This window comes from Streptomyces sp. MI02-7b (genome assembly GCF_033793585.1).
In the GTDB taxonomy this organism is placed as follows: Bacteria; Actinomycetota; Actinomycetes; order Streptomycetales; family Streptomycetaceae; genus Actinacidiphila.
Genome location: NZ_JARAWX010000009.1, coordinates 97,684 through 113,695, shown reverse-complemented (window position 1 = coordinate 113,695; position 16,012 = coordinate 97,684). Strand labels below are relative to the sequence as shown.

Annotated in this window: 13 protein-coding genes and 4 pseudogenes; 8 read left to right on the top strand and 9 right to left on the bottom strand. The window is 69.7% G+C overall.

Annotated features, from left to right (window positions below):
• The first annotated feature begins 52 nt into the window (after nt 1-52).
• Complete coding sequence (locus PV364_RS16995) at nt 53-1,063, top strand: WGR domain-containing protein (protein WP_319660849.1); 1,011 nt, start codon at nt 53-55, stop codon at nt 1,061-1,063.
• A gap of 97 nt (nt 1,064-1,160) precedes the next feature.
• Here PV364_RS16995 and PV364_RS16990 read toward each other — a convergent pair whose 3' ends face one another.
• Entirely contained in the window at nt 1,161-2,036 is an 876-nt protein-coding gene (locus PV364_RS16990) for a LysR family transcriptional regulator (protein WP_319660848.1), read from the bottom strand.
• A gap of 70 nt (nt 2,037-2,106) precedes the next feature.
• Between PV364_RS16990 and PV364_RS16985 the strand changes: the two genes are divergently transcribed.
• Complete coding sequence (locus tag PV364_RS16985; protein WP_319660847.1) at nt 2,107-2,475, top strand: nuclear transport factor 2 family protein; 369 nt, start codon at nt 2,107-2,109, stop codon at nt 2,473-2,475.
• A gap of 106 nt (nt 2,476-2,581) precedes the next feature.
• Here the strand turns inward: PV364_RS16985 and PV364_RS16980 are convergent.
• Nucleotides 2,582-2,755 (bottom strand): annotated as a pseudogene (locus PV364_RS16980) (IS5/IS1182 family transposase); the annotation flags it as partial.
• A gap of 121 nt (nt 2,756-2,876) precedes the next feature.
• Here PV364_RS16980 and PV364_RS16975 point away from each other — a divergent pair.
• The gene (locus tag PV364_RS16975) at nt 2,877-3,635 is read left to right on the top strand and encodes a class I SAM-dependent methyltransferase (RefSeq protein WP_319660846.1); all 759 of its coding nucleotides are present in this window, start codon (nt 2,877-2,879) and stop codon (nt 3,633-3,635) included.
• A gap of 200 nt (nt 3,636-3,835) precedes the next feature.
• Here the strand turns inward: PV364_RS16975 and PV364_RS16970 are convergent.
• Nucleotides 3,836-4,278, bottom strand: a pseudogene (locus PV364_RS16970) (hypothetical protein).
• 855 nt (nt 4,279-5,133) lie between these two features.
• Between PV364_RS16970 and PV364_RS16965 the strand changes: the two are divergent.
• The 4 genes and pseudogenes from PV364_RS16965 to PV364_RS41265 form a co-directional block, all read left to right on the top strand.
• Entirely contained in the window at nt 5,134-6,756 is a 1,623-nt protein-coding gene (locus tag PV364_RS16965; protein WP_319660845.1) for a SpoIIE family protein phosphatase, read from the top strand.
• Nucleotides 6,753-7,847 (top strand): B12-binding domain-containing protein, encoded by a 1,095-nt coding sequence (locus PV364_RS16960; protein ID WP_319660844.1) that lies wholly within the window; start codon nt 6,753-6,755, stop codon nt 7,845-7,847. The genes PV364_RS16965 and PV364_RS16960 overlap by 4 nt, the downstream gene beginning before the upstream one ends.
• A complete protein-coding gene (locus PV364_RS16955) occupies nt 7,844-8,275 on the top strand; it encodes an STAS domain-containing protein (protein WP_319660843.1) in 432 nt (143 codons plus the stop codon). The genes PV364_RS16960 and PV364_RS16955 overlap by 4 nt, the downstream gene beginning before the upstream one ends.
• Before the next feature lie 48 nt (nt 8,276-8,323).
• Nucleotides 8,324-8,557, top strand: a pseudogene (locus tag PV364_RS41265) (MarR family transcriptional regulator); the annotation flags it as partial.
• On the opposite strand, the gene PV364_RS41260 reads toward PV364_RS41265, so the two are convergent.
• The 4 genes from PV364_RS41260 to PV364_RS16935 form a co-directional block, all read right to left on the bottom strand.
• The gene (locus PV364_RS41260) at nt 8,528-8,704 is read right to left on the bottom strand and encodes a hypothetical protein (protein ID WP_401979896.1); all 177 of its coding nucleotides are present in this window, start codon (nt 8,702-8,704) and stop codon (nt 8,528-8,530) included. The pseudogene PV364_RS41265 and the gene PV364_RS41260 overlap by 30 nt on opposite strands.
• 58 nt (nt 8,705-8,762) lie before the next feature.
• Nucleotides 8,763-9,080: a hypothetical protein gene (locus PV364_RS16945; RefSeq protein WP_319661036.1), complete on the bottom strand. Its 318-nt coding sequence runs from the start codon at nt 9,078-9,080 to the stop codon at nt 8,763-8,765.
• A 337-nt stretch (nt 9,081-9,417) separates the two neighbouring features.
• On the bottom strand, nt 9,418-10,299 hold the full coding sequence (locus PV364_RS16940; protein ID WP_319660842.1) for an NmrA family NAD(P)-binding protein: 882 nt from the start codon (nt 10,297-10,299) through the stop codon (nt 9,418-9,420).
• 738 nt (nt 10,300-11,037) lie between these two features.
• Nucleotides 11,038-11,601, bottom strand: coding sequence for a dihydrofolate reductase family protein (locus PV364_RS16935; protein WP_319660841.1), 564 nt, complete (start codon nt 11,599-11,601; stop codon nt 11,038-11,040).
• A gap of 124 nt (nt 11,602-11,725) precedes the next feature.
• Here PV364_RS16935 and PV364_RS16930 point away from each other — a divergent pair.
• Nucleotides 11,726-12,486 (top strand): annotated as a pseudogene (locus PV364_RS16930) (transposase); the annotation flags it as partial.
• A 71-nt stretch (nt 12,487-12,557) separates the two neighbouring features.
• Here PV364_RS16930 and PV364_RS16925 read toward each other — a convergent pair.
• The gene (locus tag PV364_RS16925) at nt 12,558-12,989 is read right to left on the bottom strand and encodes a VOC family protein (protein WP_319660840.1); all 432 of its coding nucleotides are present in this window, start codon (nt 12,987-12,989) and stop codon (nt 12,558-12,560) included.
• A 472-nt stretch (nt 12,990-13,461) separates the two neighbouring features.
• Nucleotides 13,462-15,882, bottom strand: coding sequence for a glycoside hydrolase family 95 protein (locus tag PV364_RS16920; protein WP_319660839.1), 2,421 nt, complete (start codon nt 15,880-15,882; stop codon nt 13,462-13,464).
• Between the last annotated feature and the right edge of the window lie 130 nt (nt 15,883-16,012).

The following is a 16,012-nucleotide window of genomic DNA, read 5'->3' as shown; positions in this document are numbered from 1 at the left end:
GCGACGACCGGCTCAGTCACGGGATAGCGTGTCGGCCGGAGGACGGCCCGGGTTGGCACTGCGCCGCACCCCTGTTCACATCGCGCGGGAGGAACTGGTGACGGGCTGGCGGCGATTCGAGCTCCTGCAGGGGGCTGAGACCGAGTACCGGGAGATTCGCCAGGAAGGCATCCGCTGCTTCCTCCGCTGGGGCGGGACAGGTACCAGCGGCAAGGCGGGCACGTCGACGCTGGACGACGAACAGCATGCAGGCCGTCACGCTTCCCGCAAGATCAACGAATGGCTCCGTAAGGGCTTCACCGAGGTCGCTCGGCCGTTTGACGTCGCCGAACTTGACCAGCAGACGCGCGTCCTCGACGTGATCAAGTCAAGCTCCCGGTCGCACGCGCCGGTCCCCGAGTACCTGCCGATCGATGGCTTCGAGGAGACGTACCACCGCAGCCATGCCCCGGGCCACCCGATGGGATTTCACGAGTACTTCGTGCTGCGAGACCAGGGACGCAGCGCCGTTCGCTTCACCGTGCGCGGACAGTGCCATGACCCCGCGACCGTGTCGTCCTTCCTGGCCGTCCTCTGCACCAGGCGCGATCTGCCCTTCGGCGGGCAATCCCACCACAAGGTGCCGCTGTCATCCCCGGTGGGACCCTTTACTCACGCCCTGTTCTGCGCGCCGGCACTTGGGCAAGCCTGCATCGCCTATCCAGCCATCGCCGCTCGCGTCGCGACAGCCTTTCCGATCTTCGACTGCGAGATCGGCGACGCGGATACGGAAGTCCTCGTCGACGCGCGAATCCGCGGCCACGGTGCACTGCCCTGCAGCGACTGGAGCCGCCCACCACAGCCGGTCGTCGACCTCAGGTTCGATGTCCAGCCGTCCAACTACCGGCGGACGCAGACCTTCAAGGTCTTCGGATTCGCAGACCTCAAGGCGCTCTTGGACGTCCTCCCGACCGCGGCAGCGCAGAGTTGGCTGGAGGTCCGCTCCTTCCGAGGCGAGACCAGGCGTTTCACACCCGGGACCACCACACCGTTCTCCGAAGTCACCTCCTTCCTCCACGGCTGAGCTGCTTGGCGCCTCGTCCGCGAGCGCACACGACGCAACTCCGGCCTGCCCCACCGGAGACAACCCTCGCCTGGTGAAGGCATGTGGTCAGCGCACCCTAGCGGGCTTGCAGAGCGGCAAGGAGCCTGGTGCGCAGGAGTTGTACGGCTGGAGAGGACTGGCCCTGGCGGATGATGAGTCCGAGCCGGGCGTGCGTGGCGGCATCCGTGAGCGGGACGGTCTGCAGGCCGGTGCCGTGTACGGAGGACGCGCTGAGGACGGCCACGCCCATGCCGCGCTCAGCGAGACGGAGCAGGGTGACTGGGGAGCTGGCGTCGATGTCCACGCGTGGGTCGAGACCGATCCTGTGGCAGGAGTCCTCGTAGGCGGCCCGGATGCCGGTGCCTTGGGAAAGGCAGAGGATTTTCTCTCCGCCGAGGTCGGCGAGGCTCAGTTCCTTCCGGTCGAGAGGGTGCCCGGCCGGGACGGCAACGGCGACCGGTTCGTCGAGGACGATGCTCACCTCCAGGCCTGGGGCAACGTCGCCCGCGTATCCGATCAGGGCGAGGTCGACAGAGCCGGAGAGAGCGAGGGCCTGGAGGTCGCCGGAGTAGCCCTCATGGAGGCTGAGTTCGATACCGGGGTGGGTACGGCCGAGATCGGCGACGGAATCGAGGAAGGCCGGGATCGAGCAGCCCATGATCATGCCGAGACGGACCCGGCCGCGGACGGCATGGGCGAATTCGGCGACGGTGTGCCGGATGGCCTCAAGGGTGGCGAGGGCGCTCTTCGCCAGAGGGAGAACGGCCTCGCCGGCCGGCGTGAGGCGGATGTGTCGGCCGGTGCGGTCGAGCAATTGCTGGCCCAGCTCCAACTCCAGCTTGGCCACCTGGGTGCTGATGCCGGACTGGCTGACGTGCAGGCGATGAGCGGCAGCGGTGAAGGTGCCCTCGTCCATGATCGCGGCGAAGTAGCGAAGCTGGTGAATCTCCATAGCCAGTAATGATAGAAGTCATCTGATCTATCTGTTGGACGGATGGAGGCGGTGGCTGAAGGATGACGGCATGACGACGACGAAGACTGTGCGAGAGCTTGCCGAGACCTACTTCACCGCCTGGGAAGCAGGCGACTTCGAGACCTTGCGGGGGTTGCTGGCCGAGGATGTCGACTTCGTCGGAGCGCTGGGAACAGCGTCTGGGGTGGAGGAGGCGCTCGCTGGGCTGAAGGGGCTCGGCCAGGTGCTGGAGAAGATCGACGTGAAGGTGCGGGTGGCGGAAAACGATGAAGCGATCACTTGGTTCGACCTGCATACGAGCGTTGCGCCGCCTACCCCGACGGCGAACTGGATGCACGCGGAGAACGGGAAGGTCACCCGGATCCGGGTGACCTTCGATCCCCGCGCACTGCTGGCGGGATTCGAGAGGCAGAGCTGACGAGGAAGACCCCGGAACCGGGTTGGTCACAACTCGATACGCGCCCCAAGGGCTGTCCCGTCATGGATCTTTGATAGGTGGCGGGCAGGGTTCCGACGGGAGGGCAGCGCCAGTTGGCGACTGCCGGCAGGACCCGGTCCTCGCGCGGCAGCGACCACGGACGTCCTCGGCGAGCCCTGTCCGCCTCATAGCGCAGGGACGTGATCGGTCTGCGGAACGCTCGCGGGCTCAGTCCGGTGAACGGGACTGTCCAGGACGGCTCCGGCGCCGTGACCACCAGCCACGGCTGGATCGTCTCACCTTGCTCGCCGTCGGGGATCGCCCGCCCGTCCTCTGTCAAACGACCGTACTTCGGCGCCGATCCACTCGATATGCCGCGCCGCCTGCACGGATGGACCAGGATGCTCGGCATGACTGCAGTTCCTGAGGATCACGTCGCACCCGCGCACCCGGCCCGGGTGAACGACTACGACAGCCTTGCCGAGGCCTACTCGGTCGCAAACGAAGGCGGCATCCAGAACGCCTACTACGAGCGGCCCGCCATCCTGGCCCTCGCAGGAGAAGTGGCCGGCCGCCGGATTCTCGACGCCGGGTGCGGTGCCGGCCCGCTGTTCGCCGAGTTGCGTGACCGCGGTGCCGTCGTGACCGGTGTCGACGCCAGCCCAGGGATGCTGGGGGTGGCCCGACGGCGGCTGGGCGACGGCGCGGAGCTCCAGGTGGCGGATCTGCGTGACCCGCTGCCGTTCCCTGACAACGCATTCGACGACGTCATCGCCTCCCTGGTGTTGCACTACCTGGAGGACTGGACCCCGACGCTGGCTGAACTACGGCGTGTTCTGAGGACCGGCGGCCGGCTGATCGTGTCCGTCGACCATCCCTTCGCCATCTACGCCATGCACCGCATGGCGGGGCAGAAGCCACACTACCTCGCGACGTACAACTGGACCGAGGAGTGGACCATGGGCGGCCGGGTCGTCCCCATGAGCTTCTGGAACCGGCCGCTGCACGCGATGACGGACTCGTTCACCGCAGCCGGCTTCCGGATCTCCGTCATCAGCGAGCCACAGCCCGTCCCGGCCGCCCGCGAACGGTTCCCCGACGAATTCCGCGCCCTCTCCCAAAGCCCGAGCTTCCTGTTCTTCGTCCTGGAAACAGACTGACGGCGCCTCACGCGACCGACGCAGTGATGGCGGCGGACTCCCGGCAGGGCGGCTCTCCGCGAACCGACGGCAACGCCTGGCGGTGACGCGCCGGACGCCACCGCCGTCTCGGCAGCCGTGGGGTAGATCCCGTTACGCGACAGCCCTCGGACCTGTCCGGCGGATCGGATACTGCCGGACAGGCCCGGGGACGGACGGACTCAGCGCTTGAGCGTCAAGGTGAAGTCGCCCTGGAACTTGCCGCTCAGGGGGACTGCCGACACAAGGTTCCCCTCGGCGGGCAGTCTCTCGACCAGGGCTCGCGAAGAGCCGAAACCTTCGACGCTCAGACGCACCGGTCGCACAGGTGTCCCCGCCGCAGAACGGACCGCGACCAGGCAACCCCCGGCACAGGCGCCCACCGGCCGCGGTGCGCCCGGTACGGCGGCGGACCGTACGGCGACTGCCAGGCCGGGCGCTCGGTCCGAGCCGAGCCGCCCACGTCCCGGCGCCGTACGACCGGGCCCTGGAGCAGCCTGGCTGCCATGCAGGGGTCGTTGTCGTAGGGCAGGTCCAGGAGCCGGAAGCGCCCGGAGGCGCATCGGTGGCAACGGCGGAGGACCATCGGCAGGCAGGTGGGCACGACCACCCAGTTCTTGGACATGGAAATACACCGGTTCCAGTGAGAAGACCGCAGCGAAAAGGAGCGCGGCGCACAAGTGCGACGCGCGACGGATCAGCGCTCGGGGGGACTCACTCGGTGTACAACGGCACGTCCTTGACAGGGTGACTGTGGGCAGGAGAACGGTAACGGCACGCGCGAGTGCGGTGCCACGGAATTTCGGGCGGCCGGCGATACCTCGTGGTGGACGCCCACACGACCCTCGACCCACCGGGTATGCCCGAGATGCGTGAGTCCAAGGGGCGGGGTCACGGTTACCTGTCGTAGGTGATCAGTGCTCGCTCGGCCGCGCGACTGCCCCGGCCCGGACGACATCGAGCGCGATCCAGGTGGTGGGCTGGGCCGGGGCCTGCATTCACCATGCTCATGCCCCCGGAGTCCGGTTGGCGGTTGCCTTCCGACACCACCCATCGGGAGCCGGGGGAGCCGCTGCTGCACGTTCATCTGGTGTCGTTCAACTGCCGCCGCCCGCACAGGCGTGGGGTCCGGCCCGCACCGCATGCTGTTCGAGAACACCGTCGCGTGCCCGACTCTGCCTGACCGCCAGGGGTCTGTAAGCGGCCTCCGCCGAATCGCGGCGCCGGCCGTCGGAGGGGGCGCGGGCGCGAACGGCGACGGAGCCGGGCCACCGCAGGGGTCGTCCGCCTGCTCCCCACCCGCACATCACCTTCATATGTGTGCAGATGGTGGGGTGGGGAGGGGGGCGGGTTGTCAGGCGTACGACCCATGGGGGATTGTTGCCGGAAGGAAATGATTCCTTTCGAGTTGGTGAGGTGAGGGATTCGCCCAGCGGGTCCTCGATATTTGGTCTCCACCCGATCACAGACCGTCGCAGACATGGAGCCGGACTTCCCCTGGGACCGTGCCCCCTACCCGGTCCTGGTCGCTGACGCGGCGGGCACTCTCCTGCAGCGCAACGGGGCCGCACAAGTACTTCTGCCCGCGGCCCGCCCCGGGAGACGCCTGGCCGACGTGGTCCCGGCCTGGCTGGCCGCCGCCCACCAGGCGATGCGGCCGGCCGGCCCGCGGGCCGCGCAGGAGCCGGGCGCGCCGGCGTCCGGGCCCCTTCAAGCCCGCCGCTTCGAGGCGTACCCCAGCGTGCGGGACGACGGCACGGTGGCGTGGTGGCTGGTGGACGACACCGACCACCAGCTCGCCCGTGATGCCCTGCGCACAGAGCGGGAGCGGACCGCGTTCCTGGTGAAGGCATCCACCATCCTGCTCTCCTCTCTCAACCTGGGGCGCTGCATGGACGTCACCGCGCAGCTGGCCGCCGAGAACCTTGCGGACGCGGCTCTGGCCATCGCACCGGCCCGCGGTCAGCGGCTGCCCGTGGTGACCTGCTTGCGCGGCGGCGCCCCCACCACGTCGCAGGAGGCGGTCGACCCCGACGACGTGCCCGGACTCGGCGAAGCCCTGCGTGGGTTCCCGCCGGTGCCCTCCCGGTGGATCGACCCGTCGGTGGCGCCGCAATGGATGATTCCCGAAGGCTTCGGCCCCATCGGAGCACTAGTGATCACTCCGCTGCCCGGGCACGGCGTCCCGGCCGGTGCACTGGTCCTGCTGCGCAAGAAGGGCAGCGCCGCCTTCACCGAAGAGGAGGAAGTCTTCGCCCGCCTTTTCGCCGCACGTTCCGGGGCGGCGATGTCGGCCGCCCGCCTGTACGCGGAGCAGGCGGCCATCACCGAGACACTCATGCGGGAGCTGCTGCCTCCGACACTGCACCAGATCGCCGGAGTGGACTTCGCCGGCAGTTACCGCCCATCGGCGGACCACGAGCGGATCGGCGGGGATTTCTACGACGTCTACCCCGCCTCCGTGGAGGGCGAGCCGTCGCTGGTGACTTTGGGCGACGTGTGCGGGAAGGGTCTGGAGGCCGCAGTCCTCACGGGCAAGATCCGCAGCACCCTGCATGCGCTGCTGCCCCTGGCTGACGACCATCAGCGGATGCTCACCTTGCTCAACACAGCACTGCTGACCTCCCACCACGCCCGGTTCGCGACCCTGGTCCTGGCTTCCGCCGTCCGCAAGGGCAGTGATGTGCACGTGCGGCTGACCAGCGCCGGCCACCCGAATCCGCTGATCATCCGCGCGAACTGCACCGTCGAGGAAGCCGACACCCGCGGCACCCTGGTCGGGGCCCTGCCGGACGTGCCCGCGCGCACCACGACCGTCACGCTCGCCCCCGGGGAGGCCTGCATCCTGTACACCGATGGAATCACCGAAGCCGAGGGGGGCCCGATGGGCGACGCCCTCTTCGGTGAAGAACGACTCAAGCGCGCCCTCGCCGGATGCGCCGGAATGCCGTCCGAGGGCATCGTGGAGCACGTCCAGATGCTCGCCTCCCAGTGGCTTGGCAACCGCCGTCACGACGACATGGCCGTCGTCGCCATCTCCGCCCCCCGCACCCATCACCTGAGCGCGGTGAACGGCCACACCCGGGGCAGGTTCACCGCATGAGCACGAGCACCCCGCCTCGCGTCTCGGACAGCGCCCGCCTGCGTGAGCTGTCCGAGCGGTTGTGGACGTCCGTGGCGGCCAGGGACGAGTACTCCGCCACCGAGATCGTCCTGCGTGCCCTCGACGACGGCATCGACCCGGAGTCCGTGCTCTTGGACGTGATCGCGGTGGTCCAGGGCAAAGTCGGTGAGGAATGGGCGGCAAACCGCATCAGCGTCGCGCAGGAGCACGCCGCGACGTCCATCAACGAACGCGCCGTCGCCGCGCTCGCCCTGCACCCCGCCGCCCGGAGGACTCCCGACCGGAGCCGGATCACGGTGGCGTGCGTGGACGGTGAATGGCACGCTCTGCCCGCCCGGTTGGTGGCCGAGGTGCTGAAGTTGCGCGGCTGGCATGTCGACTACCTCGGAGCGCAGGTCCCCGCACCGCATCTGATCTCCCACCTGCACACCACGCAGGCCGACGCGGTCGCCCTGTCCAGCTCGATCGCCACACGGCTTCCCACCGCGCATGCGGCGATCACCGCGTGCCAAGCGATCGGAGTACCCGTCCTGGTCGGCGGCGCCGCGTTCGGACCGGACGGCCGGTACGCGCAGTTGCTGGGCGCCGATGCGTGGGCTCCCGATGCTCGTACCGCCGCCGACCGGCTCGCCGAGGGGCCGCTGCCGCGGCCGCAGGTCGACCACCAGCAGATGGACGATCTGCCGCATCTGGCCGACCACGAATACACGATGGTGGCCCGCAGCAGCGACTCCCTGGTACGCACCGTCTTCCTCGCCCTGGAAGACGCGTTCCCCGCCATGCGCACCTACGACGACCTGCAGCGGGAACGCACGGCAGAAGACCTCGCGCACATCGCGGAGTTCCTCGCCACCGCCCTGTACCTCGGCGACGTGGACATCTTCACCGGGTTCATCACCTGGACCGCCAGGATCCTCCAGGCGCGAGGTGTGCCCGCGCTGTCCCTGCCGCCGGCCCTGAACCTCTTCGCGCGTGAGCTCAAGGACTTCCCCCGGGCCACCCGTACCCTCCAGCGCGGAGTCGACGCCCTCACGACCGGCCACTCCACCGCCGCCGGAACACCCGCATGACCACACAGCACCCCGCACTTCAACTGGTCACGGCCAGTTCCGAGGACACGGTCCGCATAGAGATCACCGGGGACCTCGACCGCGACAACGCCGAACTGCTCTCGGACGAGGTCACCGCCCAACTCGATGCCCGGCCGGATCTGAAAGACCTGCACCTGCACTGCGCGGGGATCGGCGCCGTCGACGCCATGGGGCTGTCCGTCCTGCTGATGATCAGCCGTCGCACCACCGCGGCCGGGACGCGTCTGCACCTGGACGACCGGTCCGCGAAGCTGGACCGGCTCCTCGACATCACCGGTACGCTCGCACACCTCACGGCGACGACCCCCACCCCCGCCACGACCTCGCAGCAGCACGTGGCAGAACCCTCGATCGCCAAGGGGAGAACACAAGCGGCCCGCTTCACCGGACCGGACGGCATCACTTGAGCCACTGCCCGGCCAGCCGTCGGGCAGAGCACACAACGACGGGGAGTCATGCCCGCATCCGAAGCCGCCCCCAGCAGGATCTGCCGTGAGGCCGCCCAGACCGTCAGCAGCCTTACCGAGCTCCTCGACGTCATGTGGGAGCGCTCAAGGGTCTCCACCGCGCCCGCTTCCACCTCACAGCTGCGGCTGATGTATGTCGTCGACCGGCAGGACGGCATAAGGATGCGCACCGTCTGCCACCTGCTGGCCTCCTCACCGCCGAACGTCAGCCGCATGTGCGACCGCCTCCAGGCCATCGGCTTCCTCGAACGCCTCCCCTCTCCGGAGAGCGGCCGCGAAATCACCCTCCGGCTCAGCCCCGCCGGAAAGAAACACCTCCAGGGCATCCGCGAGCAGCGCGAGGCCATGCTCTGTCAGGTCATCGACCACATGCCGGCGAGTGAACTGCGTGCTCTGGCACGAGGGCTCACCGGACTCGCCGCGCAGCTCACCGCCGCCGCCGACGACGAGGAGGGCAGGAGACCCGGCGCACACCTCGCAGCCCCATTCCTGCGCCGAAGCCTGGAGTCGTCTGTGCCATGGCGACTGCCCCGTCGTTGCCGGCACGCTGAATCGGGGTGCTCGGCAAGGTGGCAGCCATGCTCGACACGGGCGGGGATTCTTCCTGGTGATCGGCGGTACGCCGGTCGAGCCTGTCCGGCTGATCGTCCAGGTCGGCTCGAAGCCGGTCCCCGACCTTGGTCAGTTCGGTGAAGTCGTCGGGCGAGACGACCTTGCGTTGCACGACGGAGAAGTCGACCTCCACCTGTTCCCGGAAAGGCCGCCGACCATCGGTCGGCGGCCTTCTGACCGCGGCAGGAAGAGCCGTTGTCGACGATCCAGAACACCCGCTCGGCTCTGGCGCAGGGCTCCCGGCTCATGGTTGCCTGGGGGAGCCGGAAGCCTCCAGGTGTGCGGATTGTCAGCGAACGAGTGGATGTGTTCACGAGACGGCGAGATACGACGGCAGTTGCCCCGGCCCTGCTGTCGATGTGGAGGACGCGGCCGGAGCGGGCGACCGAGGCGGCACGCGCACAGACCGCCGCCGTCGCCGTACGGGCCAGTGCGTTCCTGCGCTGGGCCGAACGCCGATCGGCGTCATGTCAGGACCGGGCGGCCGGCTTGAGGTTGTCCTGGCACCACTGGCGGAAACCGGTGGCGGTGGCGGAGCCCGGGTCGCGGGGTTCGGCGTCGTAGATCCCGTTGTTCTGCGCCTCGACCATGTCCGCCATGTCCTGCGCCAGTGCCGGGCTCGCGCCGCGCCGCAGCATCGCGCCCTGGAAGTCCGCGAGCGGGACCTGGCGATAGCGGACGGTGCGGCCCAGGGTCTCGGAGATGACCTCCGCCATGGCGTCGGGGGTCAGATGGTCGGGACCGGCCAAGGGAACGCGGACCTGCCCGCTCCAGGAGGTGTCGAGGAGGAGCGCCGCCGCCGCGGCGGCGGCGTCCCGGGTGGCGATGGTCGGCAGCGGCCGGTCTGCGGCGTTCGCCATGGAGAACGCCCCTTGTCCCCGGATCGCCGAAGCCTGGTGGAGCAGGTTCTCCATGAAGAACGGCAGGGCCAGCGCCCGGTAGGGAACGCCGCTGGCTTCGATCAGCTCGTCCATGGCCAGCGCGGCAGACAGAAGCCCGCTCTCGCCCTGGTAGCCGCGGCCCAGGGAGGTGACGCCCACCACCCGCACGCCCCGGCTCGCGGCTTCCTGGCAGGCGGACCGGGTGAACTCCAGGTAGTAGCGCCTGGCGTTGTCGGCATCGCGGAACCCGGCCGGGGGCACGAGCCAGAACAGCCGGTCGGCGCCGTCGAGCGCCTTCGTGATCGTGGCGGCGTCGCCGTGGGAGCCCTGCACCACCTCGGCCTGTGCGCGCACGTGCGCCGACAGCCGGGAGGGGTCGCGGACGATCACACGGACCGTCTCGCCGCCGTCCAGGACGCGGTCCACGACCTGTCGGCCGATGGCGCCGGTCGGTGTGGTGATGACGATCATGAATTCCTCCGTGGTAGGCGGTCGGCGACGGAAGCCCGGGGGGCCTTGCCGATCGCCTCCGAGTCAACCCGGCGCGAGGGTGCGGGCTGCTCGCATGCCGGCAACTCCGCGCCTTCCGGGCGGGGCCGACCGTAGTGAGGGAAGCCCCCGTCGCTCGTGTGCCGCGGCGGGGGTCGGCGGTGGCAAACCCGTGGATGCCGGACCCCTGTTCCCCGCGTCAGTCGATGAACTCGGGGTCGGTCAGACCCCGATGCCGGGGTCCAGGCCCGCGCGCCGGAGGACGTGAGCAGGCGGCTCGCGCTGACGGCAACGCCCGAGCGGCACGACGATCACGCGGTGGTCCAGAGTCCGGAATGCGTGTGCCAGTGCCCGCATGCGGGCTGGAACTGCTGCCCCGCCCGCACGTCCCGAGCAGGACGTTGCCCCCGCGTCGGGGTTGCCTGAGCAGACGGCTCGCACGCCCGCCGAGCGCCACTCCGCGCGCGTCGGCAACGGCGACCGGGGAGGCTGAGAGGGCGAGTCCGGGGGCCACGGTACGGAACCCGACAGGCCGTCGTCCGGAGACCCCCTGATGCGCCGCTCCATCGGCCTGCCAGGGGCCTTGGATGCGTCGACGGTCGGGTGTTGTCCGTCCGACTCGGCTGCCCCAGATGGTGGTTCACACCGCCTCGCGCAGGTCGTCTCGCTGAGGGAACATCACTGGCAGCCCGTTCTCCCCGGGTTCGGCGGACCGGTCGGCTAACGCGCCACGCGGTAGCGGAGGTGGACGACTCCTGAGCTGAAGGTGCGGGTCTCGACCGGTTCGAGATCCACCCGGCGCTCGTGCTGGGGGAAGAACGGAATGCCGCCGCCGACCAGTACCGGGTAGACCCTGGGCCGGTACTCGTCGATCAGACCCGATGCGGCCGCCTCGGCGGCGAGAGTCGCCCCGCCGATCGCGATGGTGCCGTCCCCCGGCTCGGCTCGCCATCGCTCGATCTCCTCCGCCAGGCTGCCGGAGGCCAGGCGGGCATTGCCCTGCACCGCTGACAGGGTGGTGGAGAACACCACCTTGGGGAGCGCCTTCCAGAGCGCGGCGAACTCGACCGTTGAGAAGTCGAGCGATGGACTCTGGTCGACGGTCTCCCAGTAGAGCATCGCCTCGTACAGCCGTCGTCCCAAGAGGTGGACGCCGGCCTCTCGCACCTCGTCGGTAGCGAAGCGAAAGACCTCCTCGTCGACCGGAGTCCAGTCGAAGCGGCCGTCCGGCCCGACGACGTAGCCGTCCAGTGAGACGCCCATCGAATACATCACGCTGCGCATCAGAAGTCCTCCTCGGTCACGGTGTCGACAGTACGACCGCCGGACGCCGCAGGACTCATCGCGACGCGAGATCCACTGGGCCTAAGGGCCCCGTAAGTGATCTAGCGGTGGGATGATCTTGGTTGTGGCTGGTGTGATCACGGCGTCTGAGTCGTCCCGGACAGCCCCGTTCACCGGGTTGAGCCCGCGTGCCTTTGGCCAGTTGGCGGCGCAGCTGCGCCGTGAGGGTGTCGCCCCTGGTCGGGGCCGGCCGTGGAAGCTGTCGCCGGAGGACCGGGTCCTCTTGGTCGCCGCGTACGGGTGGACCAACCTGACGATGCGACAACTGACCCCGCTGTTCGGGGTGTCGAAGTCCGCCGCCGACCGGGTCATCGACCATCTAGGACCGCTCCCGGCGTTCTGGCCCCCCCAGCGGTTCGCCAAGGACGCCGTGCTCATCGTGGACGGCACGCTGGTGTCCACCCGCGACCACAAGGTGGCCGAACAGTCCGAGAACTACCGCTACTCCACCACCCACCAGGTGGTCATCGACGCCGGCAGCCGCCTGGTTGTCGCGGTTGGCCGACCGCTGCCGGGCAACCGGCACGACTGCCGGGCCCGGGCCGAGTCCGGCGCCAGGGCCTCCGTCGGCAACACCACCACGATCGCCGGCGGCGGCTACGCGGGCACCGGCCTGGTGATGCCGCACCGCCGCCCGGGCGAGGAGCTTCCCGACTGGAAGCAGGTCCACAACAAAATCGCACAAGCAGGTCCGCGCCCGCGTCGAGCACTGCTCCGTCCGCATGAAGATGGAAGATCCTCCCGCGACTGCCGCCTGCGCGGCGACGGCGTCCACCACGCCATGCTCGGCATCGCCCCCCCACACACAACCTTGCTCTCACGGGACAGCTCCTGCCGCATAGGGGACCTGAGAGGTCCACGGGAGACGGCTCCCCACCTCGCAGCCTGGAGGAGTTTCAGGCGAGGCAGAACTCGTTGCCCTCGATGTCCTGCATCGTGATGCACGACTCGTTGACGTCATCGGCACGCTGCGTCAGCACGTGTTTCGCGCCGAGAGCCATCAGCCGTGCGCATTCGCCCTCGAGTGTGGCCAGGCGCTCGTCACCCACGAGCCCGGCGCCGGCCCGCACGCAGAGATGCACCCGGTTCTTGACGACCTTGCCTTCGGGAACTCGCTGGAAGAGCAGGCGTGGACCCACACCGGAGGGATCAGTGCATGCGAAGTAGATCTCATCCTCAGGCGGCAGCGAGCGGTGGTACTCCTCCCACGTGGCAAAGCCCTCCGGGACCGTCGGTACGACGTACCCCAGCACCTCGCACCAGAAAGCAGCGAGGCGCGCAGGTTCCGCGCAGTCGAAGGTCACTTGGAACTGTTTGATCGTTGACATCGGCGCACGATAACAGAGGTCCCGCTCATCTCCCTGGGTGGGTGGGTCCGCACGTTGTCGGGAGGAGGGCCCCCGCTGTCCGCTGCTGTGTCGTGCGGTCCGGGGGTGAACCAAGGACGGTGCCTCCCCCCCAAGGGGGGATCTGGGATGCGATCCCGGCCAGCCACTCTCGTGCTGCCAAAGATCAGTTACGGGACAACCCTTGGTCACCTCGCCGGATCATTACGTCGAGAAGGCCGCACCGGCACCACGTCAGCCACCTCCGGCCACCACCCGGCCGCATGCCGGAGGCCGCGCCGGCGCGGTGCACCTCGAAGGGCCCCCGGCGCATCGGCGCCGGGGCCCCTCGTACCGGTCGGGTCGGCACGGCGACTCGAGTGGGTGCGGCTGCCGATCACCCTGGCAGGGACCCGTCAGTACACCCGTACCCGAGTCGCCGTAACCGTGACGCGGGCTGCGGCGGCCCGTGGTGTCAGCGCGGCTTGATCGTGTAGTCGCGGCCTCCCGTGACCTCGAACACCGCGACGGTGTCCTCCGGACGTTCCACAGGGGGCCGGCGCGGGTGACCGGGGGCGTCCACGTCGACCGGAACGGCGGTACGCAGCCGGACGGTGCCGTCGTGCCGCGCCGCCAGGCGGGCGTGGGACAGCGCTCCGCCGCGCCAGTCGAGATCGACGGTGAGGCCTCCGCGGGCGAGCAGGCCCTTGACGCGTCCGTCCGGAAGCTGGGGAGGCAGCGCGGGCAGCAGATGGACCTCGTCCGTGTGCGACTGGAGCAGCCATTCGGTCACGCCCGCCGTGGCACCGAAGTTGCCGTCGATCTGGAACGGCGGGTGGAGGTCGAACAGGTTCGGCGCGGTGCGGGAGGGCGTGAGGAGGTCGCTGAGCAGTTTGTAGGAGCGGGCGCCGTCCTCCGCCCGCGCCCAGAAGTTGATCTTCCAGGCGAGGGACCAGCCCGTGCCGGCGTCGCCGCGCATCTCCAGTGTCTTCAGGGCGGCCTGGAAGAGGTCCGGGGTACCGCGCTTGGTGATCTGGTTGCTGGGGTGCAGGCCGTACAGGTGGGAGACATGGCGGTGCTGGCGCTCCGGGGCGCCGGCGTCCCAGTCCTCCTGCCACTCCTGCAACTGCCCCAACGCACCGATCTTCATGGGAGGCAGCTGGTCCCGGGCCGCACGCACCCGCTCCACGTAGGGGCTCGGGGCACCGAGAGTGTCACAGGCCGCCAGGTAGCCGTCGAAGAGGTCGCGCAGGATCTGGTTGTCCATGGTCGGCCCGGCGCACGCCGACACACCGTTGTGGTGGGCGTTCTCCGGCGACACGGACGGGCAGGTGACGAGGTGTCCCGTGCCGGGGTCGAGCACGAGTGAGTCGAGGAAGAAGCGCACCGCTCCCTCGACCACGGGCAGGCGACGGCGCAAGGCGTCGCGGTCGCCGGTGAAGCGGTAGTGCTCCCAGACGGAGGTCGCCAGCCAGGCGCCGCCGGTGGGCCACATCCCCCAGAAGGCGCCGTCGACGGGCGCGGTCCCGCGCCAGGCGTCCGTGTTGTGGTGCGCCACCCAGCCGTCCGCGCCGTACTGCACCCGGGCCGTCTTCTGCCCGGCCTGGGACAGGTCGTCGAGGAGCGCGAAGATCGGTTCCCAGCACTCCAGGAGGTTGGTGGTGGCGGCGGGCCAGTAGTTCATCTCCGTATTGATGTTGATTGTGTACTTGGAATCCCAGGGCGGAGAGAGCTGGTCGTTCCAGATGCCCTGCAGGTTGGCGGGCTGGGTGCCCGGCCGGGAGGAGGCGATGAGCAGGTAGCGGCCGTACTGGTAGTGCAGCGCGATCAGTTGCGGGTCCTCCGTCTCGGCGAAGGCGGCCACCCGCTGGTCGGTCGGCACGCCGGCCGCGTCGGTGGTGCCGAGGTCGAGCGTGACGCGGCGGAAGAGCGCGCGGTGGTCCCGTTCGTGCCGTGCGCGCAGCTCCTCGTACGGGACGGCGGCAGCGGCGTTCAACGGGCCCTCGGCGCGGGCACGGTGGTCGCCCGAGGCATCCGTGTAGTCGAGGTAGCCGGTGCCGACGGACACCAGCAGGGTCGCCGAGTCGGCCCCGGTCACCGTGAGCGTGCCGTTCTCGCTGCGCACGGTACCGCCGTGGGCGTCGGCCCGGACCAGTGCGCGGAAGCGGACCTGTCCGGTGACTCCCTCGCGGGTCTGCCCGACACCTTCCAACGCGGCCGTCAGCAGGTCGGGGGAGTCCGTCCCGGCCTGCTGGGGAGTGTCGAACGCCGCGCTGAAGGACAGGCCGCCGCGGCCTCCGGCGGTGAGCCGGACCACGATCACCTGATCGGCGTGGCTGGCGAAGACCTCGCGCCGGTACGCGACCCCGCCGCGGCTGTACGTCACGGTCGCGACGCCCCTGTCGAGGTCCAGTTCCCGTCGGTAGCCGGTGACGTCGCCTGTGCCCGCGACGGTGAGGCGCAGGTTTCCGACGGTCTGGTACATCAGCTCGCCGACCGGTATGCCCATGAAGGACGAGTCGATCAGGCTCTGGGCGGAGCTCCATTGCCCGGCGAAGACCCTGCGCCGGATCTCCGCGAGGTTGGCCAGGCCCTTGGGGTTGGCGGGCTCGTAGGGGCCTCCCGCCCACAGCGTGTCCTCGTTGAGCTGGAGTTGTTCGGTGTTCACGCCACCGAACACCATCGCGCCGAGACGGCCGTTGCCGAGCGGCAGGGCCTCCAGCCATTGTGCGGCGGGCTTGTCGTACCACAGGGAAAGGGGAGACGGCTTGGGGGCGGGGTGCGGCTCCGGTCCCGGAGCGGGATGCGGCGCCGCGGCCGCCTCGGCGGCCGGCAGTCCGGCGGTCAGCGCGGCCGTAGCGGCCGCGGAGGCGACGAGAAAGTCTCTTCGTTCCACGGGGTTGCCATGCCTTTCGGTCGCAGGTGTCCGGGCCGGTTCCGAGGAGTGCGCCGCGGAACCGCGGGCGCGGTCCGCACGCTCGGTCCGCACGCGCGGATGGCTGTCGCCCGGCTCGGCCCGGTCGGAG